Annotated in this window: 26 protein-coding genes; 4 read left to right on the top strand and 22 right to left on the bottom strand. The window is 70.0% G+C overall.

What is annotated here, in order from left to right; translation table 11 throughout:
• Positions 1–4: 4 nt before the first annotated feature.
• The gene (locus ACIHCL_RS07925) at positions 5–853 is read right to left on the bottom strand and encodes a 3-hydroxyacyl-CoA dehydrogenase family protein (protein ID WP_399858260.1); all 849 of its coding nucleotides are present in this window, start codon (positions 851–853) and stop codon (positions 5–7) included.
• Between the two features lie 151 nt (positions 854–1,004).
• On the bottom strand, positions 1,005–1,166 hold the full coding sequence (locus ACIHCL_RS07920) for a hypothetical protein (RefSeq protein ID WP_399858257.1): 162 nt from the start codon (positions 1,164–1,166) through the stop codon (positions 1,005–1,007).
• 229 nt (positions 1,167–1,395) lie between these two features.
• Between ACIHCL_RS07920 and ACIHCL_RS07915 the strand changes: the two genes are divergently transcribed.
• A complete protein-coding gene (locus ACIHCL_RS07915; protein ID WP_399858253.1) occupies positions 1,396–1,968 on the top strand; it encodes a cob(I)yrinic acid a,c-diamide adenosyltransferase in 573 nt (190 codons plus the stop codon).
• A 114-nt stretch (positions 1,969–2,082) separates the two neighbouring features.
• Here ACIHCL_RS07915 and ACIHCL_RS07910 read toward each other — a convergent pair whose 3' ends face one another.
• Entirely contained in the window at positions 2,083–2,664 is a 582-nt protein-coding gene (locus ACIHCL_RS07910) for a hypothetical protein (RefSeq protein WP_399858252.1), read from the bottom strand.
• Between the two features lie 149 nt (positions 2,665–2,813).
• Here ACIHCL_RS07910 and ACIHCL_RS07905 point away from each other — a divergent pair, with 149 nt between their 5' ends.
• From ACIHCL_RS07905 to ACIHCL_RS07895, 3 genes are all read left to right on the top strand, one after another.
• Positions 2,814–4,010 carry a sensor histidine kinase gene (locus tag ACIHCL_RS07905; RefSeq protein WP_399858948.1) on the top strand — a complete coding sequence of 399 codons (1,197 nt, stop codon included), beginning with the start codon at positions 2,814–2,816 and terminating at the stop codon, positions 4,008–4,010.
• Complete coding sequence (locus ACIHCL_RS07900; RefSeq protein WP_399858249.1) at positions 4,007–4,657, top strand: response regulator; 651 nt, start codon at positions 4,007–4,009, stop codon at positions 4,655–4,657. The genes ACIHCL_RS07905 and ACIHCL_RS07900 overlap by 4 nt, the downstream gene beginning before the upstream one ends.
• A 172-nt stretch (positions 4,658–4,829) precedes the next feature.
• Positions 4,830–6,704, top strand: coding sequence for a glycosyl hydrolase family 18 protein (locus ACIHCL_RS07895; RefSeq protein WP_399858247.1), 1,875 nt, complete (start codon positions 4,830–4,832; stop codon positions 6,702–6,704).
• Between the two features lie 475 nt (positions 6,705–7,179).
• Here ACIHCL_RS07895 and ACIHCL_RS07890 read toward each other — a convergent pair whose 3' ends face one another.
• From ACIHCL_RS07890 to rho, 19 genes are all read right to left on the bottom strand, one after another.
• A complete protein-coding gene (locus ACIHCL_RS07890) occupies positions 7,180–7,626 on the bottom strand; it encodes a DUF2550 domain-containing protein (protein WP_399858946.1) in 447 nt (148 codons plus the stop codon).
• A 140-nt stretch (positions 7,627–7,766) separates the two neighbouring features.
• Positions 7,767–8,141 (bottom strand): F0F1 ATP synthase subunit epsilon, encoded by a 375-nt coding sequence (locus ACIHCL_RS07885; protein WP_399858246.1) that lies wholly within the window; start codon positions 8,139–8,141, stop codon positions 7,767–7,769.
• Between the two features lie 110 nt (positions 8,142–8,251).
• Positions 8,252–9,691, bottom strand: coding sequence for a F0F1 ATP synthase subunit beta (gene atpD / locus ACIHCL_RS07880; protein ID WP_399858243.1), 1,440 nt, complete (start codon positions 9,689–9,691; stop codon positions 8,252–8,254).
• A complete protein-coding gene (locus tag ACIHCL_RS07875; protein WP_399858241.1) occupies positions 9,691–10,608 on the bottom strand; it encodes a F0F1 ATP synthase subunit gamma in 918 nt (305 codons plus the stop codon). The genes atpD and ACIHCL_RS07875 overlap by 1 nt, the downstream gene beginning before the upstream one ends.
• A 20-nt stretch (positions 10,609–10,628) precedes the next feature.
• A complete protein-coding gene (gene atpA, locus ACIHCL_RS07870; RefSeq protein ID WP_399858239.1) occupies positions 10,629–12,224 on the bottom strand; it encodes a F0F1 ATP synthase subunit alpha in 1,596 nt (531 codons plus the stop codon).
• Positions 12,225–12,362: 138 nt separating this feature from the next.
• Entirely contained in the window at positions 12,363–13,178 is an 816-nt protein-coding gene (locus ACIHCL_RS07865) for a F0F1 ATP synthase subunit delta (RefSeq protein WP_399858237.1), read from the bottom strand.
• Entirely contained in the window at positions 13,175–13,723 is a 549-nt protein-coding gene (locus ACIHCL_RS07860; protein WP_399858943.1) for a F0F1 ATP synthase subunit B, read from the bottom strand. The genes ACIHCL_RS07865 and ACIHCL_RS07860 overlap by 4 nt, the downstream gene beginning before the upstream one ends.
• Positions 13,724–13,769: 46 nt before the next feature.
• Positions 13,770–14,003, bottom strand: coding sequence for an ATP synthase F0 subunit C (gene atpE / locus ACIHCL_RS07855; protein WP_399858234.1), 234 nt, complete (start codon positions 14,001–14,003; stop codon positions 13,770–13,772).
• 86 nt (positions 14,004–14,089) lie between these two features.
• A complete protein-coding gene (gene atpB, locus ACIHCL_RS07850) occupies positions 14,090–14,917 on the bottom strand; it encodes a F0F1 ATP synthase subunit A (RefSeq protein ID WP_399858941.1) in 828 nt (275 codons plus the stop codon).
• Between the two features lie 252 nt (positions 14,918–15,169).
• Positions 15,170–15,568, bottom strand: coding sequence for a hypothetical protein (locus ACIHCL_RS07845; protein WP_399858233.1), 399 nt, complete (start codon positions 15,566–15,568; stop codon positions 15,170–15,172).
• 278 nt (positions 15,569–15,846) lie between these two features.
• The gene (locus ACIHCL_RS07840; RefSeq protein ID WP_399858230.1) at positions 15,847–17,235 is read right to left on the bottom strand and encodes an MraY family glycosyltransferase; all 1,389 of its coding nucleotides are present in this window, start codon (positions 17,233–17,235) and stop codon (positions 15,847–15,849) included.
• A gap of 151 nt (positions 17,236–17,386) precedes the next feature.
• Entirely contained in the window at positions 17,387–18,724 is a 1,338-nt protein-coding gene (gene glyA, locus ACIHCL_RS07835; protein ID WP_399858227.1) for a serine hydroxymethyltransferase, read from the bottom strand.
• A 433-nt stretch (positions 18,725–19,157) separates the two neighbouring features.
• Complete coding sequence (locus ACIHCL_RS07830; protein ID WP_399858224.1) at positions 19,158–19,799, bottom strand: protein-tyrosine-phosphatase; 642 nt, start codon at positions 19,797–19,799, stop codon at positions 19,158–19,160.
• The gene (locus ACIHCL_RS07825; RefSeq protein WP_399858221.1) at positions 19,796–20,443 is read right to left on the bottom strand and encodes an L-threonylcarbamoyladenylate synthase; all 648 of its coding nucleotides are present in this window, start codon (positions 20,441–20,443) and stop codon (positions 19,796–19,798) included. Before ACIHCL_RS07825 ends, ACIHCL_RS07830 begins: the two co-directional genes overlap by 4 nt.
• 97 nt (positions 20,444–20,540) lie before the next feature.
• The gene (gene prmC / locus ACIHCL_RS07820; RefSeq protein ID WP_399858219.1) at positions 20,541–21,386 is read right to left on the bottom strand and encodes a peptide chain release factor N(5)-glutamine methyltransferase; all 846 of its coding nucleotides are present in this window, start codon (positions 21,384–21,386) and stop codon (positions 20,541–20,543) included.
• 78 nt (positions 21,387–21,464) lie between these two features.
• Positions 21,465–22,541: a peptide chain release factor 1 gene (prfA, locus tag ACIHCL_RS07815; RefSeq protein ID WP_399858217.1), complete on the bottom strand. Its 1,077-nt coding sequence runs from the start codon at positions 22,539–22,541 to the stop codon at positions 21,465–21,467.
• Positions 22,542–22,691: 150 nt separating this feature from the next.
• The gene (gene rpmE / locus ACIHCL_RS07810; RefSeq protein ID WP_399858214.1) at positions 22,692–22,916 is read right to left on the bottom strand and encodes a 50S ribosomal protein L31; all 225 of its coding nucleotides are present in this window, start codon (positions 22,914–22,916) and stop codon (positions 22,692–22,694) included.
• 391 nt (positions 22,917–23,307) lie between these two features.
• The gene (locus ACIHCL_RS07805) at positions 23,308–24,411 is read right to left on the bottom strand and encodes an LCP family protein (RefSeq protein ID WP_399858212.1); all 1,104 of its coding nucleotides are present in this window, start codon (positions 24,409–24,411) and stop codon (positions 23,308–23,310) included.
• A gap of 568 nt (positions 24,412–24,979) precedes the next feature.
• On the bottom strand, positions 24,980–26,968 hold the full coding sequence (gene rho, locus ACIHCL_RS07800; protein WP_399858209.1) for a transcription termination factor Rho: 1,989 nt from the start codon (positions 26,966–26,968) through the stop codon (positions 24,980–24,982).
• Positions 26,969–26,997: the final 29 nt, after the last annotated feature.

Below are 26,997 nucleotides of genomic sequence, written 5' to 3'. Positions count from 1 at the left end.
AGGATCAGTACGTGTAGAAGCCCTGCCCGCTCTTGCGGCCGATGTCACCGGCGTCCACCATCCGGCGCATCAGCTCCGGTGCGGCGAACTTCTCGTCCTGCGACTCGGTGTAGATGTTGTTCGTCGCGTGCAGAAGGATGTCGACGCCGGTCAGGTCGGCCGTGGCGAGCGGGCCCATGGCATGCCCGAAACCCAGCTTGCAGGCGATGTCGATGTCTTCGGCCGACGCGACGCCGGACTCGTACAGCTTGGCGGCCTCGACGATGAGCGCCGAGATCAGCCGGGTGGTGACGAAGCCGGCCACGTCCCGGTTGACGACGATGCAGGTCTTGCCGACCGACTCGGCGAACTCCCGTGCGGTGGCGAGGGTTTCGTCACTGGTCTTGTAGCCGCGGACGAGTTCGCACAGCTGCATCATCGGGACCGGGGAGAAGAAGTGCACACCGACGACGCGCTCGGGGCGCTCCGTCACGGCCGCGATCTTGGTGATCGGGATGGCGGACGTGTTGGAGGCGAGGACCGCGTCCTCCCGGACGATCTTGTCGAGGGACCGGAAGATCTCGTGCTTGATGTCGAGCTTCTCGAACACGGCCTCCACGACGATGTCCGCGTCGGCGACCGCGTCGAGATCGGTGGTCGGGGTGATGCGGGCGAGCGCGGCCTCGGCGTCCGCCGCCTCCAGCTTCCCCTTGGAGACGAACTTGTCGTACGAGGCCTTGATACCGTCCCGTCCGCGGGTCAGGGCCTCGTCGGTGACATCGCGCAGCACGACGTCCCAGCCCGCCTGGGCGGAGACCTGCGCGATGCCGGATCCCATGAGTCCGGCTCCGATGACGGCGAGCTTCCTGGCCACGTCTGCACCCCTCGGTTCGTGTTCGCCTCTGCGGCGGGTCCCCGCGCGTGATCCCTGCGCGGCCCGGTCATAACGGTTGTTCACATTGCTCTCCGGCGGAGAGTAGTACCCGTGAGAGGTCCTGTGGCCATGAAGAGATGCGCGTCACGTCTCACATGACGGACATCACACCGCCACCCGTCATCCGGCGGCGCTCGGGGCGCAGTTGACGGCCCGCGCGCTCCTCGTGCTCCGAGCCCTCCGCGCGTCCTGGTCCGCGCACTCCGCCCCGGTCCTCGACGAGCAGCGCCCCTCCGTTGTGGCGCAAAACCACCCGTCGCGGACGGTGCGCCCCGCCGGACCCGGCCCGAGGGCTGCCCCGTGATCCGCGGTGGACCGGCGGGCGCGGCGTCGGACGGGGCGCACCGCGAGGCGGAGGGACGCCCGCGGACCGGATGTACGCGGCGTGCCGATGTGCACGGGCGTCCGGGCGATGCGGCGAGGCGCCGCGGCGGTCGCCGTCGGCCCACCCGGGACGGCGGGGCAGCCCTTAGGCTGGCCGCATGGTCAACCTGACACGTATCTACACCCGCACCGGCGATCAGGGCACCACCCACCTCGGTGACATGTCCCGGACGTCCAAGACCGATCTGCGCATCGCCGCGTACGCCGACACGAACGAGGCCAACGCCGTCATCGGCACGGCGATCGCGCTCGGCCGGCTGCCCGAGGACGTCGTGAAGGTCCTCGTCCGCGTGCAGAACGACCTGTTCGACGTGGGCGCGGACCTGTCGACCCCGGTCGTCGAGAACCCGAAGCACCCGCCGCTGCGGGTGGAGCAGAGCTACGTGGACAAGCTGGAGGCGGACTGCGACCGCTTCCTGGAATCGCTGGAGAAGCTGCGCAGCTTCATCCTGCCCGGCGGTACGGCGGGGGCGGCGCTCCTGCACCAGGCGTGCACGGTGGTCCGACGCGCGGAGCGCTCCACCTGGGCGGCGCTGGAGGTGCACGGCGAGACGATGAACGCGCTGACGGCGACGTATCTCAACCGGCTCTCGGACCTGCTGTTCATCCTCGCGAGGACGGCGAACAAGGAGGTCGGGGACGTGCTGTGGGTGCCGGGCGGGGAGCGGTAGCCGCTCCGGCCCGCGCGGCCGCCGGACGGCGGTGCGGTGGCCGACGCCCTGCGCGGGCCGGCCGTGGGTCCTTGCGCGCCGTACGGGCACGGTCGTCGCGCCCGTACGGCCGGTTCACGGCTTCTCGGCCGGCTCGCGCTCCGCCGCCGGTCCCCGTGTCCCGGCCGGCTCCTGCTTCGGGAAGAGCGTGTAGCTCCCCGCGATGACGACGTTGATCCCGATCACGAACAGCATCCTCTGCTGCCACTGCTGGAGCGTCGAGGCATCGCCGTCCCCGCCCACGTACCAGATCGCCGCCTGGAGCAGCGCCATCGCCGTCACCGCGGCGACCGTCCAGCGCGCGGCGACCTTCCACTCGTGCACCGCGCGCGCCATGCCGTACTTCGGTGGCCGCACCGGCGGCGGTCCGCCGGCGAAGCGGTGGGCGACCCGGGCGTCGACCCAGCGGATCGTGGAGTGGCCGAGCCCCACCGTGAAGCCGATGTAGACCGCGGCCACCCCGTGCCGCAACCCCGGCTCCGCCCCGTTCTTCAGGTCGATCGCCGCCACCACCAGCAGCACGACCTCCAGCAGCGGCTCGCACAGCAGCACGGCCGCACCCAGGCGCGGCTTCTTCGCCAGGTACCGCAGCGCCAGTCCGGCGGCCAGCAGCACCCAGAAGCCGACCTCGCAGAGCACGATCAACGTGACGATCACCACGTCTCCTTCCCGTCCAACCCAGCTTCCCGGACGCGCCGCCCGGACGCCTCGTCGCCGGTGACGAACCTCGGCTGCATCCTTCGATGTACGCGCACATCACCCGCGGCACCGAGGCCCGCGGCCGGGCGGACGTGTTGGATGGGAGCGTGCTCTCCTTCCTCCGCCCGCACCGCCACGACGTACTCATCGCGGTCATCGGCCTGCTCGGCGGTCTGCTCCTGTGGGCGCTGGGGCTGCACACGCAGAGCGGCCGGGACCTCGTCGCCCCCTGGGTCTGTCTGCTGCCGCTCGCGGTCGTCTCGGCGCTCGAACTCGTCCGCAGGACGGCTCCGCAGACGGGGCTGGTCGTCGGCACGCTCGCGCTGGTCGCGGACCAGTTCACGATCGGGAACCTGGCGACCGTCGTGATGTTCACCGATCTCATGTACGCGGCGGTGCTGTACGGGACGCCGTCCGCCGCCCGCCGCATCCCGGTGACCACGTTCCTGATCACGGTCGCGGTCACGATCGGTTTCCTGGCATGGTTCCGCAACTCGCAGGCCCTGCTCATCGGGATCATCACCGGTGTGGTCTCGTTCGGGCCCGCGATCACCGGGGTCAGCGTCCGCAACCACCGCGACGCGGCCGAGGCGGCCCGGCTGCGGGCCGAACAGACCACGCTGCTGGCCGAGATGGACCGCGCCCAGGCGGTGATCGCGGAACGCGCCCGGATGGCCCGCGAGTTGCACGACCTGGTGGCGAACCACCTGTCGGCGATCGCGATCCACTCCACCGCCGCGCTCTCCCTCGACAACCCGGCCACCTCGCGCGAGGTGCTGGGGGTGATCCGCGAGAACAGCGTCGAGGGACTCGCCGAGATGCGCCGGCTGATCGGGCTGCTGCGCACCGGGGACGCGGACGCGGAGCCGAGCGCCTCGCCGACCCTGGACTCGCTGGACGCTCTGGTCGAGCAGGCCCGTACGAACGCCGGGGCGAGCGGACTGACCTGCACCTTCGAGGACACGCGCGAGGAGCGGGGACCGGTGCCCGCACCCGTCGAGCTGGCCACCTACCGGATCGTCCAGGAATCGCTGACGAACGCGCTCAAGCACGCGGCTCCCGGCCCGGTCTCGGTGCGGCTCGGGCGGGCCGGGTCGTCGCTCACGGTGGAGGTCGCCAGCGTGCTCGGAAGACGTTCCGGGCCGCGCGCACCGGGATCGGGGGCCGGCCTGGTGGGGATGCGGGAGCGGGTGGCCCTGCTGGGCGGCACGATCGAGGCGGGGCCGGTGAACGACCGTGCCGGGACGAGGATGTGGCGGGTGCGGGCCGAACTGCCCGCGACGGAAGGGAACGTGAGGGCATGACCATCCGGGTCGTGATCGCCGAGGACCAGTCGGCCGTGCGTGCGGGGCTGGCGCTCATCCTGCGCAGTGCGCCGGACATCGAGGTCGTCGGCGAGGCGGGGGACGGTGAGGAGGCGGTGCGGCTGGCCCGCGAGCTTCGGCCGGATCTGGTGCTGATGGATGTTCAGATGCCGCGTCTGGACGGGGTTTCGGCGACACGACAGGTGACGGCCGAGGGACTCGCGGACGTGCTGGTGCTGACGACGTTCGACCTGGACGAGTACGTCTTCGGCGCGCTGCGGGCGGGAGCGGCGGGTTTCCTGCTGAAGAACGCCGAGGCGCGCGAACTGCTCGAAGCGGTACGGGCGGTGGCGCGCGGCGAGGGACTGATCGCCCCGGCGGTCACCCGCCGCCTGATCGCGGAGTTCGCCGGTACGCGCCCCGCGCGGACGGCGGACGCCCCCGATCCGGCGGTGCTCGACTCCCTGACCCGGCGGGAGCGGGAGGTGCTGGGCTGCCTCGGCGAGGGGCTCTCGAATGCGGAGATCGCGGTGCGGCTCTCGATGGCCGAGGCGACGGTGAAGACACACGTCAGCAGGGTGCTGGGCAAGCTGGGGCTGCGCAGCCGACTGCAGGCCGCCGTGCTGGCACAGGAGTTGGGCGTGTGAGCCCGACACGCGATCTTTGGTCCAGACCTCTTGACGATTGGTCCAGACCTTCCTAATCTCACCGCACAGCACACTGCGGTGAGTGCGCCATGACAAGGCGTGCTCTGGGCGGCGCAGGGATTGCAGTCCACGGACCACCCCCGATTGTCCGGACCTCACCCGAGGAGCACCGTTGAGCACTGAGACCCCCCAACGCCGGACCCGATTCAGACTCGGGTCCGGCAGAGCCACCAAGTCCAGAGCGGTCGCGGGCGTAACCGCGCTGCTCCTTCCGCTCGCCGCCATGGTGGGCCTGGCCTCCCCCGCCGAGGCCGCCACCTCGGCGACCGCCACGTACCTCAAGAAGTCCGACTGGGGCGGCGGCTTCGAGGGCCAGTGGACGGTGAAGAACACCGGCACCACCGCCCTGTCCTCCTGGACCATCGAGTGGGACTACCCCTCGGGCACCGCGGTCGGCTCCGCCTGGGACGCCACCGTCACCGGCTCCAACAACCACTGGACCGCCAAGAACCTCAGCTGGAACGGCACGATCGCCCCGGGCGCCAGCGTCTCCTTCGGCTTCAACGGCACCGGCTCCGGTGCCCCCAGCGGCTGCAAGCTGAATGGCAACCCCTGCGACGGCGGCAGCGTCCCCGGCGACAACGCCCCCTCCGCGCCCGGCACCCCCACCGCCAGCAACATCACCGACACCTCGGTCAAGCTGAGCTGGGCCCCCGCGACCGACGACAAGGGCATCAAGAACTACGACGTGCTGCGCGACGGCGCGGTCGTCGCCACGGTCACCGGGACCACCCACACCGACACCGGCCTGACCAAGGGCACCGACTACTCGTACACCGTGCGGGCCCGCGACACCGCAGACCAGACCGGTCCGGTCAGCGGCTCGGTGAACGTCCGCACCACCGGTGGCGGCGGCGAGACCCCCGGCCCCAGTGACAAGATCAACCTCGGCTACTTCACCAACTGGGGCGTCTACCAGCGCAACTACCACGTCAAGAACCTGGTCACCTCCGGTTCCGCCGAGAAGATCACGCACATCAACTACGCCTTCGGCAACGTCCAGGGCGGCAAGTGCACGATCGGTGACTCCTACGCCGACTACGAGAAGGCGTACACCGCCCAGGAGTCGGTCGACGGCGTCGCGGACACCTGGGACCAGGACCTGCGCGGCAACTTCAACCAGCTGCGCAAGCTGAAGGCGAAGTACCCGCACATCAAGATCCTGTGGTCGTTCGGCGGCTGGACCTGGTCCGGCGGCTTCGGTGAGGCCTCGAAGAACCCGGCCGCGTTCGCCGAGTCCTGCTACAACCTGGTGGAGAACCCCCGCTGGGCCGATGTCTTCGACGGCATCGACATCGACTGGGAGTACCCCAACGCCTGCGGTCTGACCTGTGACACCAGCGGCCCGAACGCGCTGAAGGCCCTCTCCTCCGCGCTCCGCGCCAAGTTCGGCAGCAAGAACCTGGTCACGGCCGCCATCACGGCCGACGCCTCCGACGGTGGAAAGATCGACCTCACCGACTACGCGGGCGCCGCCCAGTCCATGGACTGGTACAACGTGATGACGTACGACTTCTTCGGCGCCTTCACGGCGAAGGGCCCGACGGCCCCGCACTCCCCGCTGACCTCGTACGACGGCATCCCGCAGGCCGGCTTCAACTCCGCCGACGCCATCGCCAAGCTGAAGGCCAAGGGCGTCCCCGCGTCCAAGCTGCTGCTCGGCATCGGCTTCTACGGCCGCGGCTGGACCGGCGTCACCCAGTCCGCCCCCGGCGGCAGCGCCACCGGCGCGGCCCCCGGCTCGTACGAGGCGGGCATGGAGGACTACAAGATCCTCAAGACCAGCTGCCCCGTCACCGGGACGATCGCCGGCACGGCGTACGCCCACTGCGGCAACAACTGGTGGAGCTACGACACCCCGTCCACCATCGCCGGGAAGATGAACTGGGCGAAGAACCAGAACCTCGGAGGCGCGTTCTTCTGGGAGTTCAGCGGCGACACGGCCAACGGTGAGCTGGTCAGCGCGATCAGCAACGGCCTGAAGTAACCCCCTCGCACGGCGCCGACCGGACGCCGTGCGACTCTCCGGAAGCCACCGGGGAGACAGGACCGCCCCCTGTCTCCCCGGTTTTCGCGTCTCCGCGTCCGCCGGCCCGCTCTCTCCGGGGGCGAGCCGCCTCGACACCGCCGCCCGGCCGGGCGGGAGATCCGCTCGGCGCGGCCCCGCCTCAGGCGGCTGCCGGCCGGCCCTCGGTACGGCCGCCGAACGCCTGGCCGGGCTCTCCGCGGCGGAGGTCCCCGCTCCGGGAAGACACCGGCCCCGGCCCTTGTCGGCCGGGGGTCTTCCCTCCGGAGCGGACCGGTCGGCCGCGCACGCGTAACGGAGCACCGAAAACACACGGTCACGGGCGCCCCCTTCGCGAAGGGGGCGCCCGTTCACCTCACTTCTGGTCCGGGGCGGGATCGGGTCCCCGGCGCCGCGCTCCCCGCTCCCCGCTCCCCGGGCGAACGGCGGCCAAGCACTAGGCCACGTTGACGCGCTGGCCGGGCGGAGCCGCCTCCAGCCAGGCCAGAAAGCCGGTCAGCGCGTCCTCGCTCATGGCCAGCTCCAGGCGCGTCCCCCGGTGGAGACAGCCGAGCACCACGGCATCGGACAGGAGCGCCAGCTCCTCCTCGCCCTCCGGCATCCGACGGGCGATCACCTCGATCGAGGCACGCTCCAGGATCCGCCGCGGACGGGGCGCGTACGAGAAGACGCGGAACCAGTCGACCTGATCACCGCTGTACCGGGCGACCCCGTACACCCAGCCCTTGCCCGAGGCGTCCGGCTCCTCCGGCACATTCCACCGCAGACTGCAGTCGAAGGTGCCGCCGGAGCGCTGGATCAGCCTGCGGCGCAGACCGAAGACGAAGAGTCCCACCAGGACCAGGACGATGACGGTCCCGCCCACCCACAGCGCGAGGAACATCTCCACCGACCTCCTCGCGTCGTCGAGTAACGGATACACCAGAACTACACAGGCATCTGCATCGCCTCAGCCGCGGCACGGTCCGGAGGGGTCTCCAGGCCGTGCCGCGGCTGAGGGTAAAACTACGTTGTCGCGGTGCGCTAGCGCACCGCCACCGCGCGCAGTCGTACTTCGGCGCGCCGCTCGGCGGAGGCATCCGTAGCCGCCTTCGCGCGCTCCAGCGCACGCTCGGCGCGCTGGGCGTCGATCTCGTCCGCCAGCTCCGCGATCTCCGCGAGCAGCGACAGCTTGTCGTCCGCGAACGAGATGAAACCGCCGTGCACAGCGGCGATCACCGTTCCGCCGTCGCTCGTACGGATCGTCACCGGGCCCGATTCCAGCACACCCAGAAGCGGCTGGTGACCGGGCATGACGCCGATGTCGCCGGACGTGGTGCGCGCGACGACCAAAGTGGCCTCGCCGGACCATACATTCCGGTCCGCTGCGACCAGCTCGACGTGCAGCTCAGCAGCCAAGGGTGGCTCCTCGGGTCACCACCCGACCGCGCCGGCCGGGTGTTGGGTCAATTCTACGGGGCGTGGTGAGGGGGGCGGGACGCACCCGCCCCCCTCGATGAACCGTCGGTTCAGGAAACGCCGAGCTTCTTGGCGTTGGCCTTGAGGTCCTCCAGGCCACCGCACATGAAGAACGCCTGCTCCGGGAAGTGGTCGAACTCACCGTCGCAGATCGCGTTGAACGCGGCGATCGACTCCTCGAGCGGGACGTCCGAACCGTCCACGCCGGTGAACTGCTTCGCCGCGTGGGTGTTCTGGGACAGGAAGCGCTCGACGCGGCGAGCACGCTGGACAACGAGCTTGTCCTCTTCGCTCAGCTCGTCGATACCGAGGATCGCGATGATGTCCTGGAGGTCCTTGTACTTCTGCAGGATCCCCTTGACGCGCATGGCGGCGTTGTAGTGGTCCTGCGCGATGTAGCGCGGGTCCAGGATCCGGGACGTGGAGTCCAGCGGGTCCACGGCCGGGTAGATGCCCTTCTCGGAGATCGGACGGGACAGAACCGTCGTCGCGTCGAGGTGGGCGAAGGTGGTCGCCGGCGCCGGGTCGGTGAGGTCGTCGGCGGGGACGTAGATCGCCTGCATCGAGGTGATCGAGTGACCACGGGTCGAGGTGATGCGCTCCTGGAGGAGACCCATCTCGTCGGCCAGGTTCGGCTGGTAGCCCACCGCGGAGGGCATACGGCCGAGCAGGGTCGACACCTCGGAACCGGCCTGGGTGAAGCGGAAGATGTTGTCGATGAAGAACAGCACGTCCTGCTTCTGCACATCGCGGAAGTACTCCGCCATGGTCAGACCGGCGAGGGCCACGCGCAGACGGGTGCCCGGGGGCTCGTCCATCTGGCCGAAGACCAGGGCGGTCTTGTCCAGAACGCCGGCCTCCTCCATCTCGACCATGAGGTCGTTGCCCTCACGGGTGCGCTCACCGACACCCGCGAAGACCGACACACCCTCGTGCAGCTTCGCCACACGCATGATCATTTCCTGGATCAGAACGGTCTTGCCGACACCGGCACCACCGAACAGACCGATCTTTCCACCCTTGACGTACGGGGTGAGGAGGTCGACGACCTTCAGGCCGGTCTCGAACATCTCGGTCTTGGACTCGAGCTGGTCGAAGGCCGGGGCCTTGCGGTGGATCGCCCAGCGCTCGGCGCTCGCGACCGTGGACGGGTCCTCGTTCAGGACCTCGCCCAGGGTGTTGAACACCTTGCCCTGGGTGACGTCGCCGACCGGGACCGTGATGGAGGCGCCCGTGTCGGTCACCGGGGCCTGGCGGACCAGACCGTCGGTGGGCTGCATGGAGATGGTGCGGACCATGCCGTCACCGAGGTGCTGTGCGACCTCGAGGGTCAGCGTCTTGGTGCCGTCGCCGGACGGGTCCGGCACATCGACGTGCAGCGCGTTGTAGATCTCCGGCATCGCGTCGACGGGGAACTCCACGTCGACGACCGGGCCGATGACCCGGGCGACGCGGCCCGTGGCGGCGGCCGTCTCAACAGTGGTCGTCATTACTTGTCACTCCCCGCGGTCGCGTCGGCCAAGGCTGCGGAGCCACCGACGATCTCGCTGATTTCCTGGGTGATTTCGGCCTGGCGGGCCGCGTTGGCAAGTCGGGTGAGGTTGGTGATGAGCTCACCCGCGTTGTCGGTCGCCGACTTCATCGCGCGCCTCGTGGCGGCGTGCTTCGAGGCCGAGGACTGGAGCAACGCGTTGTAGATCCGGCTCTCGACGTAGCGCGGCAGAAGGGCGTCCAGCACTTCCTCCGCCGACGGCTCGAAGTCGTACAGCGGACGGATCGCGCGCGTCTCGCCGGCCTCCTTCGCGATCTCGTCGAGGCTGAGGGGCAGCAGCCGGGCCTCGACCGCCGTCTGCGTCATCATCGAGACGAACTCGGTGTAGACGATGTGGAGTTCGTCCACACCGCCCTCGGCCGTGTCCTTCTCGATCGCCTGGATCAGCGGCTCGCCGATCGCCTTCGCGTCCGCGTACGTCGGCTCGTCCGTGAAGCCGGTCCATGTTTCGACCAGCTGGCGCTCACGGAAGTTGAAATGCGCGACGCCGCGGCGGCCGACGACGTAGACGTCGACCTCCTTGCCCTCGCCCTCCAGCTTCCGAATGAGCCGCTCCGCCCACTTGATGGCGTTGGAGTTGAAGGCGCCGGCCAGACCGCGGTCGCTCGTCAGGAGCAGGACCGCGGCACGGGTCGGGTTCTCCGCCTCGGTGGTGAGTGCGTGCTTGTCGCTGGCACCCACCGCCACCGCGGTCACCGCGCGGGTGAGTTCGGTGGCGTACGGCGTCGACGCGCGCACCTTGCGCTGCGCCTTGACGACGCGCGAGGCGGCGATCATCTCCATCGCCTTGGTGATCTTCTTCGTCGCGGTGACGGATTTGATGCGACGCTTGTAGACCCGGAGCTGCGCTCCCATGAGTCAGGTCCCTTCCGTCGTCACTTCGAGACGTTGACGGCGGAGACGTCCTCGCCGAGCAGCTTGCCGTCAGAGGTCTCGAACTGCTTCTTGAACTCCGCGATGGCGTCACCGACGGCCTGCAGCGTGTCGTCCGACATCTTGCCGCCCTCACGGATGGAGGCCAGGAGGCCCGAGTGGTTCTGGCGGAGGTACGCCAGCATCTCGGTCTCGAAGCGACGGATGTCGACGACCGGGACGTCGTCCATCTTGCCGCTGGTGCCGGCCCAGATGGAGACGACCTGGTTCTCCGTGGCCATCGGCTGGTACTGCGGCTGCTTCAGCAGCTCGACCATGCGCTGACCACGCTCCAGCTGAGCCTTCGACGCGGCGTCCAGGTCGGAACCGAAGGCGGCGAACGCCTCCAGCTCACGGAACTGGGCGAGGTCCACGCGGAGGCGGCCGGAGATCTGCCTCATCGCCTTGTGCTGGGCGGAGCCACCGACACGGGAGACGGAGATACCGACGTTCAGGGCCGGGCGCTGACCGGCGTTGAACAGGTCGGACTCCAGGAAGCACTGGCCGTCGGTGATGGAGATGACGTTGGTCGGAATGAACGCCGAGACGTCGTTGGCCTTGGTCTCGACGATCGGCAGACCGGTCATCGAGCCGGCACCCAGCTCGTCCGAGAGCTTGGCACAGCGCTCGAGCAGGCGGGAGTGCAGGTAGAAGACGTCACCCGGGTAGGCCTCACGGCCCGGCGGGCGGCGCAGCAGCAGCGACACGGCACGGTAGGCGTCAGCCTGCTTCGACAGGTCGTCGAAGATGATCAGGACGTGCTTGCCCTGGTACATCCAGTGCTGGCCGATGGCCGAACCGGTGTACGGGGCGAGGTACTTGAAGCCGGCCGGGTCGGACGCCGGGGCGGCGACGATCGTCGTGTACTCCAGTGCGCCGGCCTCTTCGAGGGCCGCGCGCACGGACGCGATGGTGGAGCCCTTCTGACCGACGGCGACGTAGATGCAGCGGACCTGCTTGTTGACGTCGCCCGAGCGCCAGTTGTCGCGCTGGTTGATGATCGTGTCGACGGCCAGGGCGGTCTTGCCGGTCTGGCGGTCACCAATGATCAGCTGACGCTGACCACGGCCGACCGGGGTCATGGCGTCAACGGCCTTGTATCCGGTCTCCATCGGCTCGTGCACCGACTTGCGCTGCATGACACCGGGCGCCTGCAGCTCAAGGGCACGGCGGCCTTCGGTCGCGATCTCGCCAAGGCCGTCGATCGGGTTGCCGAGGGGATCGACGACGCGGCCGAGGAAGCCCTCGCCGACGCCGACGGAGAGCACCTCGCCGGTGCGCTGCACCGTCTGGCCCTCCTCGATCCCGTCGAACTCGCCGAGGACGATCGCACCGATCTCCCGCTCCTCAAGGTTGAGGGCGAGGCCGAGGGTGCCGTCCTCGAACTTCAGCAGCTCGTTCGCCATGGCCGAGGGAAGTCCCTCGACCTTGGCGATGCCGTCGCCGGCAACGCTGACCGTACCGACCTCCTCGCGCGAGGCCGCGTCCGGCTTGTACGACTGGACGAAGTTCTCCAGTGCGTCCCGGATCTCCTCCGGCCGGATCGTGAGCTCCGCCATCTGGGTTCCCTGCTCTCCTTGTTGGGCCCGAAGTTTCTTAAGGGGGTCTGGGGGCCGACCCCCAGGAATCTTCTGCAGTTTCTGCACGGCCCAACCGGGCCGCTGGTCTTGCTCTACTTCTCTTGCCGCGTCGGCTCGTCAGCCACCCATGCGACGGTTCGCCTCGGCGAGGCGCTCCGCGATGGTGCCGTCGATGATCTCGTCACCGACCCGCACCGCGATCCCGCCGAGGACCTCGGGGTCCACGTCGAGATTCAGATGCATGGGCCGACCGTAGATCTTCGCCAGTACCGCACCGAGTCGCTGCTTCTGCTGGTCGCTCAGCGGCACCGCCGAGGTGACTACGGCGACCATGCGGTTGCGGCGCTCCGCGGCCAGCTTGGACAGGGACTCGAGTCCCGCTTCCAGGCTACGTCCGCGCGGCTGGATGACGAGGCGCGTGACCAGACGCTCGGTCGTCGGCCGGGTCCTGCCACCGAGCAGGCTGCGCAGCAGCTGGCTCTTGGCGGTGTCGGACGCGGACCGGTCGGTGAGCGCGGCACGCAGGTCCTTGTCGGAGGAGACGATCCGGCCGAACCGGAACAGCTCGTCCTCGACGTCATCGAGGTTCCCGGCCCGCTGGGCAGCGGTGAGATCCGCGATGTCCGCCAGCTCCTCGACGGAGTCGACCAGGTCGCGCGACTGCGACCAGCGCGAGCGGACCATGCCGGAGACCAGGTCGACGGTCTCGCCGCCCACCTGACCGCTCAGCAGTCGTCCGGCCAGCTCGGCCTTGGCCTCGCCGGCCTGCGACGGGTCGGTGAGGACCCGTCGCAGTGAGACCTCGCGCTGGAGCAGCGCCGTGACGGCGGCCAACTCGTCGGCGAGCTTCCCCGCGTCGACCGAGGTGCTGTCGGTCAGCGAGTCGAGGCGCTCACGCGCGGCAGCCAGTGCCTCGCGGCTCGCTCCGTTCATCGGACGGCCTCGGCCTTCGCATCGGCCTTGGCTTCGAGCTCGTCGAGGAAGCGGTCGACGGTGCCGCTCTGCCGGGCGTGGTCCTCAAGGGACTCCCCGACGAGCTTGCCGGCCAGTTCGACGGCGAGCGTGCCCACGTCCTGGCGCAGCGCGGTGGCCGCGGCCTTGCGGTCGGCCTCGATCTGGGCGTGACCGGCAGCGATGATCTCCTCACGCTGCCGCTGACCTTCCGCCTTCATCTCCTGGATGATGGCGGTGCCCTGCTCCTGCGCCTCCTGGCGCAGCCGGGCGGCCTCGTGACGGGCCTCGGCGAGCTGGGCCTTGTACTGCTCCAGTACGCTCTCGGCCTCGATCTTGGCCGCGTCGGCCTTCTCCATGCCGCCTTCGATGGCCTCGCGGCGCTCTTCCAGAACCTGGTTGATGTTCGGGAGGAGCTTCTTGGCCAGGACGAAGAAGACGATGCCAAAGCAGAGCAGGCCGATGACGAGTTCCGGCCAGACCGGGAAAAGCGGATTCTGCGGTGCCTCGGCTGCCATGAACATCATGGTCATGGTGGACCTTTCATCGGGTGCTTACGGCGTGGTGCGTCACTTAGAGGATGAACGGAACGACGAAGCCGATGAGGGCGAGCGCCTCGACAACCGCGAAGCCGAGCAGCATGTTCTGACGGATGAGGCCGGCGGCCTCGGGCTGGCGGGCGATGGCCTGCACACCGTTACCGAAGATGATGCCGATACCGATACCCGGGCCGATCGCGGCAAGGCCGTAACCGATGGTGCCGACGTTACCGTTGACGGCCGCGAGGGTTTCGAGAGCAGCAGACATGTCCGTGGTTCCTTATCTTGGTGGGCCGGTGGTCACTGGGTCCACCGGACGACTGGGGTGGGGCCGGCCGTGGGACGGCCAGGCTCTCAGTGCGCCTCTTCGAGCGCCTGGGAGAGGTACGTGGCGGTCAGCACCGTGAAGACGTATGCCTGAAGTGCCTGGATGAACATCTCGAACACCGTGAGCACCAGCGTCATCAGGAACGAGGCCCCTGCGTAGACGGTGCCCAGGAAGGTGCCCAGCATGTACCAGGTCGCGGTCGTGAAGATCAGGATCAGGATGTGACCGGCGAACATGTTGGCGAAGAGTCGGACGGCGAGCGTGAACGGCCGCACCAACACATTCGAGATGAACTCGAGCGGTGTCAGCACGACGTAGATCGGCTTGGGCAGACCGCTCGGCACGCACAGGTTCCGGATGCCACCGACCAGACCGTGGTTCTTGAAGGTCACGGTCATGTACGTGACCCAGACGATTCCGGCGAGCGCGATCGGATAGGCGATGACCGAGCTCACCGGGAACTGCGCCACCGGGATGATCGCCCAGAGGTTCAGCATCCAGACGAAGAAGAAGAGCGACACCAGCAGGGGGGCGAACGCCTCCCCCTTCTTGCCGATCACTTCGCGGAGGATGCCTCGGTGCACGAAGTCGTAAAGAGCCTCGGCGACCATCTGGAGCTTCCCGGGCACGACCTTCGGCTTGGCGAAGCCGGCCCAGAGGAAGCCGAGGATGGCGATGGACCCGATGACCGCCAGCAGCATCGGCTTGTTGACCTCGACCGACCCGACGGTGAAGAGCGGTTCGAAGATGAACGACCACGTGCTGGGGGCGGGGAAGCCGCATCCCTTGAAGAGATGGCAGTCAGTCTCGAAGGCGAGCAACTGGTCACCACTCACCGCGGGCTCCTTCGGTATGACGCATGGTTACGGCTACCTCGATATCTGCGTGGCGCGGGGCCACGTAGCGGTACGGGAATGTGTTTCCGGGGATACCGGAGCAAGATGGTCGCCGGACGCCTCCGGCGCAGGCACCGAACGGACGGACCTCTGCCCCGCTCGGCTCTCGGCTCATCAGCCAACCGACTCTCGCCGAGGGACGATAGCAGCCCGCAGCGAAGCCTTTTATGCCGCCCCTACCCGAGAGCTCGACGCCGTCACGTCCGAGCCTCATCCGCGGGGCTCCGGTTCGCCGGTGGCGGGCACCACATAGGGGGTACGGGATCGCACGTGCGTCCAAACCTGGCCGACGAGCCAGGCCAACACACAGGCCACCACCGCGATCCCGAAGGCGCGGCCGTTCATGAACGTGGCGTCCCTGAAACCCCGCAACAGCAGCACGAGCACCAGGATCTGGGTCATGTAGACCAGCAGCCCGGCGCCGAGGAACAGCTCGGGCCAACGCCTCCCCACCCGTTCGAGCAGAGCCAGGCCGATCCCGAAGAAAGCCACCGCCACCACGGTGCCCAATGCGCCGCCGAGCGCACCCTGGCCGCCGGCGACGATTCCGGCGATCAGTGTGGCCACAGCACCGGTCGCGGCCGTCACGCCGAGAACGGTGAGCAGCATTCGAGGGGCTTGGGAAGGCATGCTGGCGACTCCGCAGGGGTCATATGGGGTGTCGTCATGGACGAAACGTGAGCCCGGTCCGAGTCGATGCCTCGGGCCGTTGGACCGTGGTACTCAAGTCCTTCAACTCCGCCACCGGGCCTAGTGAACGGTATCACAAACTATTTGATGAGGTCTTTACCAAGATCTGTGCTTACTCTCACATGTGAGAGTGAATGTGCGCATGGGAGCAGAGCAACTCTACTTCTGACCTGATATTGCCCGTGATGACCGAATCGTCAGCGGGCGGTATCGGCCGCATCTCTGTCCGAAAGACGCGAACGAGCGCCGATGGCGGTCGCCCCGTTGACGCCGGACACTCCCACGGCCACCGTACCGGACCGCTCCTCCGACTCCGTAGCCTCCTGCCCCATCTTCCCTTCGGCAAGCGGCTGTTGAGCGTTCCAGGCCTCCACCGGAGACCCTTCCGGTACCCGCGTGCCGCGAGCGCGGCGGCGGTAGCGGGGCGGCAGGAAGCGCTCCGCCCAGTACGGCGCCCTGGGCATGAACCGCGGCATCAGCAGCAGCACCAGTCCCAGCGCGCTCAGTCCCATGATCACCAACACGATCCACAGGGACGTCGAATGCACGGAATAGCCGATCGCCCCGAACGCGATCAGGGCCGACCAGAAATACATGATCAGCACGGACCTGCTGTGCGAATGGCCGATCTCCAGCAACCGGTGATGCAGATGCCCGCGGTCCGCGGCGAACGGTGACTGCCCGTTCCAGGTGCGCCGCACGATCGCCAGCACCAGGTCCGCCGTCGGGATCGCGATGATGGTCAGCGGCAGCAGCAGCGGGATGAAGACCGGCAGCATCGCGTGCGTGGCCTCGCGCTCGCTGCCCGCGAAGAGCTTCATCGTGTCCGGATCGACCAGGCCGGTGACGGAGATCGTCCCGGCCGCCAGCACGAGACCGATCAGCATCGACCCCGAGTCGCCCATGAAGATCCGGGCCGGGTGCATGTTGTGCGGCAGGAAGCCCAGGCACATGCCCATCAGGATCGCCGTGAACAGCGTCGCCGGGGCCGCCGCCTCGATCATGTGCCCGTACCAGAGCCGGTACGTGTACAGGAAGAACGCGGCCGAGGCGATGCACACCATGCCCGCCGCGAGCCCGTCCAGGCCGTCGACGAAGTTGACCGCGTTGATGGTGACGACGACCAGGGCGACCGTGAGGAGCGTGCCCTGCCACTGGGTGAGCGCGACCGTGCCGATGCCGGGGATGGGCAGCCACAGGATCGTCAGGCCCTGGAGCACCATCACGGCGGCGGCGATCATCTGCCCGCCGAGCTTGATCAGCGCGTCGATCTCGAACTTGTCGTCCAGGACGCCGATCAGCCAGATCAGCGCGGCCCCGGAGAGCAGCGCCCGCGGCTCGTCGGAGTACTTGAAGACCCAGTCGAGGTTGTGCAGATGCGCCGCGACGATCAGACCCGCGCACAGCCCGCCGAACATGGCGATGCCGCCGAGCCGCGGTGTCGGCTCCCGGTGCACGTCGCGCGCGCGGATCGCGGGCATCGCCCCGGCCGCGATCGCGAACTTGCGCACCGGACCGGTCAGCAGATAGGTCACCGCAGCCGTGACGCAGAGCGTCAGCAGGTAATCACGCACGGGCTGCCCCACAGATTTCGCCGGCCATCTCAGCCCACACCATAGACCTTCCGGAGGAAGCGCCTCCTGGTCGAGGACACCGCGGGCTCATGACCGAAGACACCGTGGAAGGGCCCGGCGGTTCCACGTTCCGGCCCCGTCGGTGGGCCCGGTCCGGCACCGCTCAGGACGGATCGGCCGTGCCCCGGCCCGGACCGGCGCCGGGCGCCCCGGGCGCCCCGGGCGGGTACGGCGGATGCGCGCGGGCCAGTTCCCGGACCTCCGCACGCGTCCGGCCCGCCTCGGCATCCCCGCGCACCGCCGCCCCGAACAGCGCCGCCAGCCGGACCATGTCCGCGTCGTCCAGACCCTGCGTGGTCACCGCCGCCGTGCCGAGCCGGATGCCGCGGGCGTCCCCGTACGGGAGCGCGCAGACGTCCAGCACCAGGCCCACGGCCGCCAGCCGGTCCCGGGCGGCCCGCCCGTCGACACCCAGCGGGGCCGGGTCCGCGACGATCAGATGGGTGTCCGTGCCCCCCGTGGTGATCTCGAAGCCCTCCGCCTCCAGCCCGGCGGCCAGCGCCCGGGCGTGCTCGACCACCCCGCGGGCGTACGCGGCGAACGCCGGGGCGGACGCCTCCCCGAACGCGACGGCCTTCGCCGCGATCGTGTGCATCTGCGCACCGCCCTGGGTGAACGGGAACACCGCCCGGTCGATCCGCTCGGCCAGCTCCGCGCCGCACAGGATCATCCCGCCGCGCGGGCCGCGCAGCACCTTGTGCGTGGTGGCACAGACCACGTCGGCGTACGGGACCGGGCTCGGCGCCGCTCCCCCGGCGATCAGCCCCATCGGGTGCGCGGCGTCGGCGATGAGGTACGCGCCCACCTCGTCGGCGATGTCCCGGAACAGCGCGTAGTCCGGATGCCGGGGGTAGGCGATCGAGCCGCTGACGATCGCCTTCGGCCGGTGGGCGTGGGCCAGGGCGCGCACCTGCGCGTAGTCGATCAGGCCGCTCTCGGGGTCCACCCCGTACCCGACGAACTCGAACCAGCGGCCGGAGAAGTTGGCCGGCGAGCCGTGTGTGAGGTGGCCGCCGTACGGGAGCCCCATCGCCAGGACCGTGTCGCCGGGGCGCAGCAGGGCGGCGTACGCGGCCAGGACGGCGGAGGAGCCGGAGTGCGGCTGGACATTGGCGTGGTCGGCGCCGAAGAGGGCGGTGGCCCGGTGGCGGGCGAGGCGTTCGGCGGCGTCGGCGTTCTCGCAGCCGCCGTGGTAGCGGGCGTCGGGGTAGCCCTCGGCGTACTTGTTGGCGAGCGGGGAGCCGAGGGCCGCGAGGACCGCGGGCGAGGTGAAGTTCTCGGCGGCGATCAGCTGCAGGCTGCTCGACTGCCGTTCCAGCTCCGCGAGCAGCACGTCGGCGATCTCCGGGTCCTCCCGGAGCAGGGCGTCGAAGTCCTGGGGCAGAACCGCGCCGGCGGTGGAGGGGGGCGAGGGCTGGGCGGCGGGAGTGGTGACCGGCATCTGCGGCTCCGGGCCTGGAGTGGGTGCGCTGACGTCAGCTCCAATGTAGGCCCGGGGCGGGCCCGCTGCCCGTTGTGCGGCCCCGTCCCGCACCGGTGCGGCCCGCCCGGCGTCCGACCCCGCGCACGGCCGCGAGAGCGGCTTACAGCCGGCCGGCCGAACGCGCCCCGGCGCTCCGGTCGGCGCACGGCCCACGGCCCGTGGCCCATGCCGCACACCGGCCCGTGCCGCACGCTCGTTGCGGCGCCCGGCCGGGGTTCCCGCCCGTGCCGGCTCGTACGGGCGCTCCGGGCCGACGCCCTCCCGGGTGGTCCTGTGTGTGGTCCGGCCGGTCGCCCCGGCCGGCACCCGCCGGTAGGCCGGTCGGCACACGGCCGGCACGGAGGCGTTCCGCTCAGTGCACGCGGTGGCCGCGTGCACCGGGTCACTGCGGTCAGTGCATGGCCGGTACGCCGGTCAGCGCGGTGACGACCGGGTCCAGGGCCTGGTTGATCTCGTCGCCGATGGAACGGAAGAACGTGATCGGGGCGCCGTACGGGTCGTTCACCTCGTCCGCCTCGGCGTCGGGCGCCAGCAGCCAGCCGCGCAGCGCGGCGGCGGCGCGCACCAGTGCGCGGGCGCGCTCGACGACGCCCTCCTCACGCGGATCGGGCAGCGTGGCCGGGTCTATGGCGCGGACCAGGCGGGTGAACTCCTTGAGGGTGAAGGTCCGCAGCCCGGCCGAGTGCCCCATCGAGATGACCTGCGCCCGGTGGTCGCGGGTGGCCGTCAGCACCAGGTCGGCGCGGATCACGTGCTCGTCGAGGAGTTCGCGTCCGACGAAGCCCGTGGGGTCGGCGCCGAAGTCGGCGAGGACGACCTCGGCGTTGGCCTCCATGGGGGCGCCTTCGTGGCCCCAGGTGCCCGCGCTCTCCACGATCAGCCCGCCCAGCAGCGGATCGCCGAGGCGGTCCACCAGGGCATGCCGGGTCAGCCGCTCGGTGATCGGCGAGCGGCAGACATTGCCGGTGCTGACGTGGAGGATGCGGAAAGTGTCGGCCCGCCCCGCTATGCCACGCCCCTCAGGGGCGGTCAATTCGCCACCTCGAGGTCGGGTACGACCTTGCGGAGTTCTTCGGCGGAGACCGCGCCCGCGCGCAGCAGTACGGGGACCTTGCCGGTCACGTCGACGATGGACGACGGCACGATGCCGGGCGTCGGTCCGCCGTCGAGGTAGACGGAGACGGAGTCGCCGAGCATCTCCTGGGCGGCGTCGCAGTTCTCGGGGGCGGGGTGGCCGGTGAGGTTGGCGCTGGAGACGGCCATCGGGCCGAACTCGGTGAGCAGTTCGATGGCGACGGGGTGCAGCGGCATCCGGATGGCGACGGTGCCTCGGGTGTCCCCGAGGTCCCACTGCAACGACGGCTGCTGCCGGGCGATGAGGGTGAGGGCGCCCGGCCAGAAGGCGTCGACGAGCTCCCACGCGTGCTCGGAGAAGTCGGTCACCAGGCCGTGCAGCGTGTTCGGGGAGCCGATCAGGACGGGAGTGGGCATGGCGCGGCCACGGCCCTTGGCGGCGAGCAGATCGGCCACGGCCTCGGAGCTGAAGGCGTCCGCGCCGACGCCGTACACGGTGTCGGTGGGCAGCACGACCAGTTCGCCGCGGCGGACGGCCGAGACGGCCTCGCGCAGCCCCGTCGTACGGTCGGTCGCGTCGTTGCAGTCGTATCGCCGTGCCATCAGCCGGCCTCCTCAAGCGTGTACGGGTATGGCGGGTGCGGGGCGTGCGGACAGGTGCCGCCGGTCACTGCCGGGCCCCGGGTGCGGGTGCCGCCGGTCACGGGGTGGCCTTGCGGGCGGTGGCGAAGCGCGGACGGTTGTTGAGGTCGGGGTGGTCGGCCGCGTCGGTCCAGCCGCGTTCCTCGGCGAAGATCCACGGCACCTGACCGCCCTGGGTGTCGGCGTGCTCGACGACGACGAGGCCGCCGGGGCGCAGCAGGCGGTGTGCGGTGCGCTCGATGCCGCGGATGGTGTCGAGGCCGTCCTCGCCGGAGAACAGGGCCATCTCCGGGTCGTGGTCGCGTGCCTCGGGTGCCACGTACTCCCATTCGGTGAGCGGGATGTACGGCGGGTTGGAGATGACCAGGTCGACCTGGCCGTCGAGTTCGGGAAGGGCGGTGAGGGCGTCGCCGTGGTGGACGGTCACCCTGGACCCCTCGGCGTTCTTCCTGGTCCACTTGAGGGCGTCGTCGGAGAGCTCCACGGCGTGCACCCGGGAGCGCGGCACCTCCTGGGCGATGGCCAGGGCGATGGCGCCCGATCCGCTGCACAGGTCGACGACGGTCGGCTCGACGACGTCCATGGCGCGCACGGCGTCTATCGCCCAGCCGACGACCGACTCGGTCTCCGGGCGGGGGACGAAGACACCGGGCCCGACCTGGAGCTCCAGATAGCGGAAAAAGGCGCGGCCGGTGATGTGCTGGAGCGGTTCGCGGGCCTCCCGGCGGGCGATGGCCTCCCAGTAGCGGGCGTCGAAGTCCGCGTCCGGCACTCGGTGCAGCTCGCCCCGATGGACGCCGTGCACGAACGCGGCGAGTTCCTCCGCGTCGAATCGCGGTGAGGGCACACCGGCGTCGGCCAGCCGCTGGGTGGCCTGGGCCACCTCGGCGAGCAGCAGGTTCATCGCGGTACTCCGTACGGTTTCACGGGCGGGGCGGGCTGGGCTCGGAACGGCCGCACCCGTCGAGGCGTGCGGCCGTTCCTATGCTGCGGCGAGCTTCGCGGCGGAGTCGGCGTCGACACACGCCTGGATCACCGAATCCAGGTCGCCGTCGAGCACCTGGTCGAGGTTGTACGCCTTGAACCCCACGCGGTGGTCCGAGATCCGGTTCTCCGGGAAGTTGTACGTACGGATCTTCTCGGAGCGGTCCACGGTGCGGACCTGGCTGCGGCGGGCGTCGGCGGCCTCGGCCTCGGCCTTCTCCTGGGCGGCGGCGAGCAGCCGCGAGCGCAGGATGCGCATGGCCTGCTCCTTGTTCTGGAGCTGGCTCTTCTCGTTCTGGCAGGAGGCGACGACCCCGGTCGGCAGGTGGGTGATGCGGACGGCCGAGTCCGTGGTGTTGACGGACTGGCCGCCGGGGCCGGAGGAACGGTAGACGTCGATGCGGAGGTCGTTCTGGTGGATCTCGATGTCGACCTCCTCCGCCTCGGGGGTGACGAGCACACCGGCGGCGGAGGTGTGGATGCGGCCCTGGGACTCGGTGGACGGCACCCGCTGCACGCGGTGCACCCCGCCCTCGTACTTCAGCCGCGCCCAGACGCCCTGGCCGGGCTCGGTGGCGCCGTTGCCACCCTTGGTCTTCACCGCGACCTGGACGTCCTTGTATCCGCCGAGCTCCGACTCGGTGCAGTCGATGATCTCGGTCTTCCAGCCGACGCGCTCGGCGTAGCGCAGGTACATCCGCAGCAGGTCCCCGGCGAACAGGGCGGACTCGTCGCCGCCGGCACCCGCCTTGATCTCCAGGAGCACGTCCTTGTCGTCGCTGGGGTCGCGCGGGACCAGCAGGAGGCGGAGCTTCTCGGTGAGCTCTTCGCGCTGCTGCTCCAGTTCCTTGACCTCGGCGGCGAAGTCGGGGTCGTCGGCGGCGAGTTCACGGGCCGTTCCGATGTCGTCACCGGCCTGCCTCCAGGCGCGGTACGTGGCGACGATCGGGTTCAACTCGGCGTAGCGCTTGTTCAGCCTGCGCGCGTTGGCCTGATCGGCGTGGACCGCCGGGTCCGCGAGCTGCTTCTCCAGATCGGCCTGTTCACCGATCAGTTCCTCGACCGCCTCGAACATCTTCGGGCTCCTGGTTCCTTCACTCGGACGTGCCTGCTGGACGGCGGAGCGCCGTCCTGGCGGGGATGCGGGGACGTCCCGTACCCCGAGCCGGAAAAGCGCCGGTCCCGACGCCCCCGAGAGGGCGCCGAGAACCGGCGCAGTGGCTCGCTACTTGCTGGCGGAGCCGGCAGCCTTGCCGAAGCGGGCCTCGAAGCGGGCCACACGGCCACCGGTGTCGAGGATCTTCTGCTTGCCCGTGTAGAACGGGTGGCACTCGGAGCAGACGTCGGCGCGGATGGTGCCGCCTTCGATGGTGCTCCGGGTGGTGAACGACGCGCCGCAGGTGCAGCTGACCTGCGTCTCGACGTACGCGGGGTGGATGTCGCGCTTCAAGGGATACTCCTAGGTTCGGGAGGGCACCGGGTCGGACGCGCGGGGTGCGTGCCCGTGAACCGGGGCCGACGGTCCAGTTTGCCAGGACTGGCCGCATCTCCCAAAACCGGGGGCGGTCCGCACCTATTCCCGGCCCCTCGCCCGCGCCGCGGAAGGCCGCCGGACCCACCGGTCCGCCACCGAATGTCACGCCCCCTCACGAACCGTCATCTGCGGACGGTTCGCACGACCGGGGTCTCCACAGGCCGCCGACGGCCCGCACGGACGAGGATTCCCACGGACCGGGGCCCTCTGGGACCGGGCCTCCTGCGGACTGGGCTCCCACGTCGAGCGGCGGTCCTCACCGATCAGCGCCCGCCCCCATGGACCGGCGCCGGCGAAGCGGCCGGGGTCAGCGGACGATACCGCCCGCGACGCCCTTGTCACCGGCCGAATCCCGGGTGGCGGAGTCCGGGATCGGCCGGTCCCGCCTGAGCGCGTCCCACACCTGGCGGGCGGACTCCGCCATCGGTACGACCCGGTTCGGGTCGGCCGGGTCGTACTGGACGGGCAGGGTCACCATGTGGACGTTCTTCGGGCCGAGCCCCTTGAGGCCGTTCGCGAAGGCGGCCAGTTCCTTGACCGATCCCAGGTCGGAGTCGGTGGTCACGGCCTTGGTCGCGGCGTCCGCGAGGCCGAACAGGGACTTCGGGCTGGAGAACACCCCGACGCTCCTGACCTGTTCCATCAGCGCCTTGATGAACGCCTGTTGGAGCTGGATGCGGCCGAGGTCGCTGCCGTCGCCGACGCTCTTGCGGGTGCGGACGAGGCCCAGCGCCTGCTCACCGTCGAGGACGTGGGTGCCGGGGGCGAGGTCGAGATGGCTCTCGGGGTCGTCGATCGCCCGGGTGGTGGTGATCCTGACACCGCCCAGTTCGTCGATGAGCTTCTTGAAGCCGGTGAAGTCGATCTCCAGGTAGTGGTCCATGCGGATACCGGACATGGACTCGACCGTCTTGACCGCGCAGGCCGGCCCGCCGACCTCGTACGCCGTATTGAACATGGCGCGCCGCTGCCCCAAAACGACCTGCCCGGTGGTGTCGCTGACGCAGTCGGGGCGGGTGACGAGGGTGTCGCGCGGGATGGAGACGACGGACGCGGTCCGGTGGCCCTTGTCGATGTGCAGGACCATCGCGGTGTCGGAACGGGCCGTGCCCTCGTCGGTGCCGTAAGCGGCGTTCGCGCCGGAGCGGGAGTCGGAGCCGAGCACCAGGAGGTCCTGGGAGCCGTCGTCGACGTCGTCGGGGCGGTTCTTGCCGAGCGCCGCGTTGATGTCGACAGCCTTGAGGTTGCCGTTGAGCTGGAAGTAGGCGAAGGCCAGCCCGCCCCCGCCGACGGCCACGGCACCCGCCAGGGTCCAGGCGGCGACCACCGCCGCCCGCCGACGGCGGGAATGCTTCTTCCGGCGCCTTCCGGTGGGGCGTATTCGGACACCGCTCCCCTTCTGCCCGCTCATCCTTCTCCCTCTGTCCTCGGCTCCTCGCGGCCACCCCCGGCTGCGGTGCGTGCGCACTGTTTGATCGGCTTTGACGCGTTGTCGCCGCTTCTTTCGCTATCGCGGCACTTCGTACGACGTCGCGGCACGAAGAAGGGTTGCACAGCGATTCGCCATACCTGCGGGATGGACGAATCAGCTCAAAAGACTCTTCCGGCAGGAATGAACAGTCAGCGACCCGGCGCTCACCTGCGGTTTCTCGCCGAACACCGCCCTCTGGGCAACAAGGGGCGCCCGGTCCGCCATGTGGCGAAGGTCTCGGATCGGCCGAAAGTGCCGGTTCGAAGGAATCGACCGAAAGAACCGGGTCGAGGCACGGGATCGCGCGCGGGCGTGCGGAATCCGCGGCAGGCACACGGGGCCCGTGCGCGGGTGCGTGCTTCGTTGAAGCGGGCAGGGGTGATTCCCGGATCGAACGGGCTCGTGCGCGGGCGCGTGCTTCCCGGATCCGTGCGTGCGGACGCGAACAGGGCCGCCCCCGTCACCTCGATGGTGGCGGGGGCGGCCCTGTGAGCCTGCCGGTACGGCGTCAGTCGTTGCCGTTGCCCGGGGCGGGCGTCGTCTTCTGGATCTGGAGCAGGAACTCCGCGTTGGACTGGGTCTTCTTCATCCGGTCCAGCAGGAGCTCGATCGCCTGCTGCTGGTCGAGCGCGTGCAGCACTCGGCGCAGCTTCCAGACGATGGCCAACTCCTCGCCGCCGAGCAGGATTTCCTCCTTGCGGGTGCTGGACGCGTCGACGTCCACCGCGGGGAAGATGCGCTTGTCCGAGAGCTTCCGGTCGAGCTTGAGCTCCATGTTGCCGGTGCCCTTGAACTCCTCGAAGATCACCTCGTCCATGCGCGAGCCGGTCTCGACGAGCGCGGTGGCCAGGATCGTCAGCGAGCCGCCGTCCTCGATGTTGCGCGCGGCACCGAAGAAGCGCTTCGGCGGGTACAGCGCGGTCGAGTCGACACCACCGGACAGGATGCGTCCGGAAGCCGGGGCCGCGAGGTTGTACGCGCGGCCGAGGCGGGTGATGGAGTCCAGCAGCACGACCACGTCGTGACCCAGCTCGACGAGACGCTTGGCGCGCTCGATGGCCAGCTCGGCGACGGTGGTGTGGTCCTCGGCCGGACGGTCGAAGGTCGAGGAGATGACCTCGCCCTTCACCGACCGCTGCATGTCGGTGACCTCTTCCGGACGCTCGTCGACCAGGACGACCATCAGGTGGCACTCGGGGCTGTTGACCGTGATCGCGTTGGCGATCGCCTGCAGGATCATGGTCTTGCCGGTCTTCGGCGGGGCCACGATCAGCCCGCGCTGGCCCTTGCCGATCGGCGCGACCAGGTCGATGATCCGCGTCGTCAGGACGTTGGAGTCGGTCTCCAGCCGGAGCCGGTCCTGCGGGTAGAGCGGGGTCAGCTTCTGGAACTCCGGTCGGCCGCGGCCGGTTTCGGGCGCCATGCCGTTCACCGAGTCGAGGCGGACCAGGGCGTTGAACTTCTCGCGCCGCTCGCCGTCCTTGGGCTGCCGCACCGCGCCGGTGACGTGGTCGCCCTTGCGCAGGCCGTTCTTGCGGACCTGGGCCAGCGAGACGTACACGTCGTTCGGGCCGGGCAGGTAGCCGGAGGTCCGGATGAACGCGTAGTTGTCGAGGATGTCCAGGATGCCCGCGACGGGGATCAGGACGTCGTCCTCGGAGACCTGGACCTCGCTCCCGAAGTCGTCGCGCCCGCGACGGCCCCGGCGGTCGCGGTAGCGACCCCGGCGGCTGCGACGGCCGCTTGCGTCGTCGTCGAAACCGTCGTCCTGCGCGCTGCCCTGGCGCTGCTGGCGCTGGCCGCTCTGCTGCCCCTGGCTGCCCGGGCTCTGCTCCTCGCCCTTGCCGCGGCGGTCGCGCTGCCGGTCGCGGCGGTCCCCGCGCTCCTGGCGGTCGCCGCGCTGGCCGCGGTCCTGGCGGTCGCCGCGGCGGCCCTCGGCCGTCTCGGTGGCGGCCTCGGCGCGCTCCTCGCCCTTCGGCTCGGCGGCCTTGGTCTCGGCCGCGGCCTCGGCGGCCGGCTTGCTCTCCGCCTTCGGCTCCGGGCTGCCCGCCTGGGCGGTGGCACGGCGCCGGCGGCGCTCGACCGCGGGCTGCTCGTCGCTGGCCGGCTGGCCGGGGATGTCGATCTGCTGCTGGGCGGCGACGGCCTTCTCGGCGGGCGCGGCGGCCGCGGTGTCCTCGCCGGTGCGCGCCTTGGACGTGGTCCGGCGCTTCGGCTTGGTCTCGGCATCGGCGGCGGGCGCGGCGGCCTTGGGCGCGGCGTTGCCCGCCTGCGCCTCCTTGATGACCTCGATCAGCTGGCCCTTGCGCATCCGCGCGGTGCCCTTGATGCCGAGGCCGGACGCGACCTGCTGCAGCTCGGCCAGGACCATGCCCTCAAGGCCGGTGCCGGAGCGGCGGCGCCGTGTGGTGGTGCCAGTGGCAGCACCTTCGGCGGGCGCGGCGCTGTCGACGTTCTTGTCGGCAGTCACGCCCATCAGATCGGTGGTGTCGCTCACGAAGGGTCCTTCCCTGGAGCGGACGTCGG

Origin of the sequence: Streptomyces sp. NPDC052042, assembly GCF_044548345.1 — a bacterium.
Classification (GTDB): Bacteria; Actinomycetota; Actinomycetes; order Streptomycetales; family Streptomycetaceae; genus Streptomyces.
The sequence above is the reverse complement of the archived record's forward strand: the minus strand, read 5'-3'. Positions and strand labels throughout refer to the sequence as shown.

Excerpts from the sequence above, each read along its gene's own strand:
- ACIHCL_RS07845 (WP_399858233.1), bottom strand. The coding sequence starts at position 15,568 with ATGCTGCTCACCGTTCTCGGCGTGACGGCCGCGACCGGTGCTGTGGCC.
- ACIHCL_RS07825 (WP_399858221.1), bottom strand. The coding sequence starts at position 20,443 with ATGGCACGGCGATACGACTGCAACGACGCGACCGACCGTACGACGGGG.
- ACIHCL_RS07865 (WP_399858237.1), bottom strand. The coding sequence starts at position 13,178 with ATGAACGGAGCGAGCCGCGAGGCACTGGCTGCCGCGCGTGAGCGCCTC.
- atpE (WP_399858234.1), bottom strand. The coding sequence starts at position 14,003 with ATGTCTGCTGCTCTCGAAACCCTCGCGGCCGTCAACGGTAACGTCGGC.
- ACIHCL_RS07915 (WP_399858253.1), top strand. The coding sequence starts at position 1,396 with ATGGTCAACCTGACACGTATCTACACCCGCACCGGCGATCAGGGCACC.
- atpA (WP_399858239.1), bottom strand. The coding sequence starts at position 12,224 with ATGGCGGAGCTCACGATCCGGCCGGAGGAGATCCGGGACGCACTGGAG.
- ACIHCL_RS07805 (WP_399858212.1), bottom strand. The coding sequence starts at position 24,411 with ATGAGCGGGCAGAAGGGGAGCGGTGTCCGAATACGCCCCACCGGAAGG.
- glyA (WP_399858227.1), bottom strand. The coding sequence starts at position 18,724 with ATGCCGGTCACCACTCCCGCCGCCCAGCCCTCGCCCCCCTCCACCGCC.
- prmC (WP_399858219.1), bottom strand. The coding sequence starts at position 21,386 with ATGAACCTGCTGCTCGCCGAGGTGGCCCAGGCCACCCAGCGGCTGGCC.
- atpD (WP_399858243.1), bottom strand. The coding sequence starts at position 9,691 with ATGACGACCACTGTTGAGACGGCCGCCGCCACGGGCCGCGTCGCCCGG.
- ACIHCL_RS07860 (WP_399858943.1), bottom strand. The coding sequence starts at position 13,723 with ATGATGTTCATGGCAGCCGAGGCACCGCAGAATCCGCTTTTCCCGGTC.
- ACIHCL_RS07900 (WP_399858249.1), top strand. The coding sequence starts at position 4,007 with ATGACCATCCGGGTCGTGATCGCCGAGGACCAGTCGGCCGTGCGTGCG.
- prfA (WP_399858217.1), bottom strand. The coding sequence starts at position 22,541 with ATGTTCGAGGCGGTCGAGGAACTGATCGGTGAACAGGCCGATCTGGAG.
- ACIHCL_RS07890 (WP_399858946.1), bottom strand. The coding sequence starts at position 7,626 with ATGTTCCTCGCGCTGTGGGTGGGCGGGACCGTCATCGTCCTGGTCCTG.
- ACIHCL_RS07875 (WP_399858241.1), bottom strand. The coding sequence starts at position 10,608 with ATGGGAGCGCAGCTCCGGGTCTACAAGCGTCGCATCAAATCCGTCACC.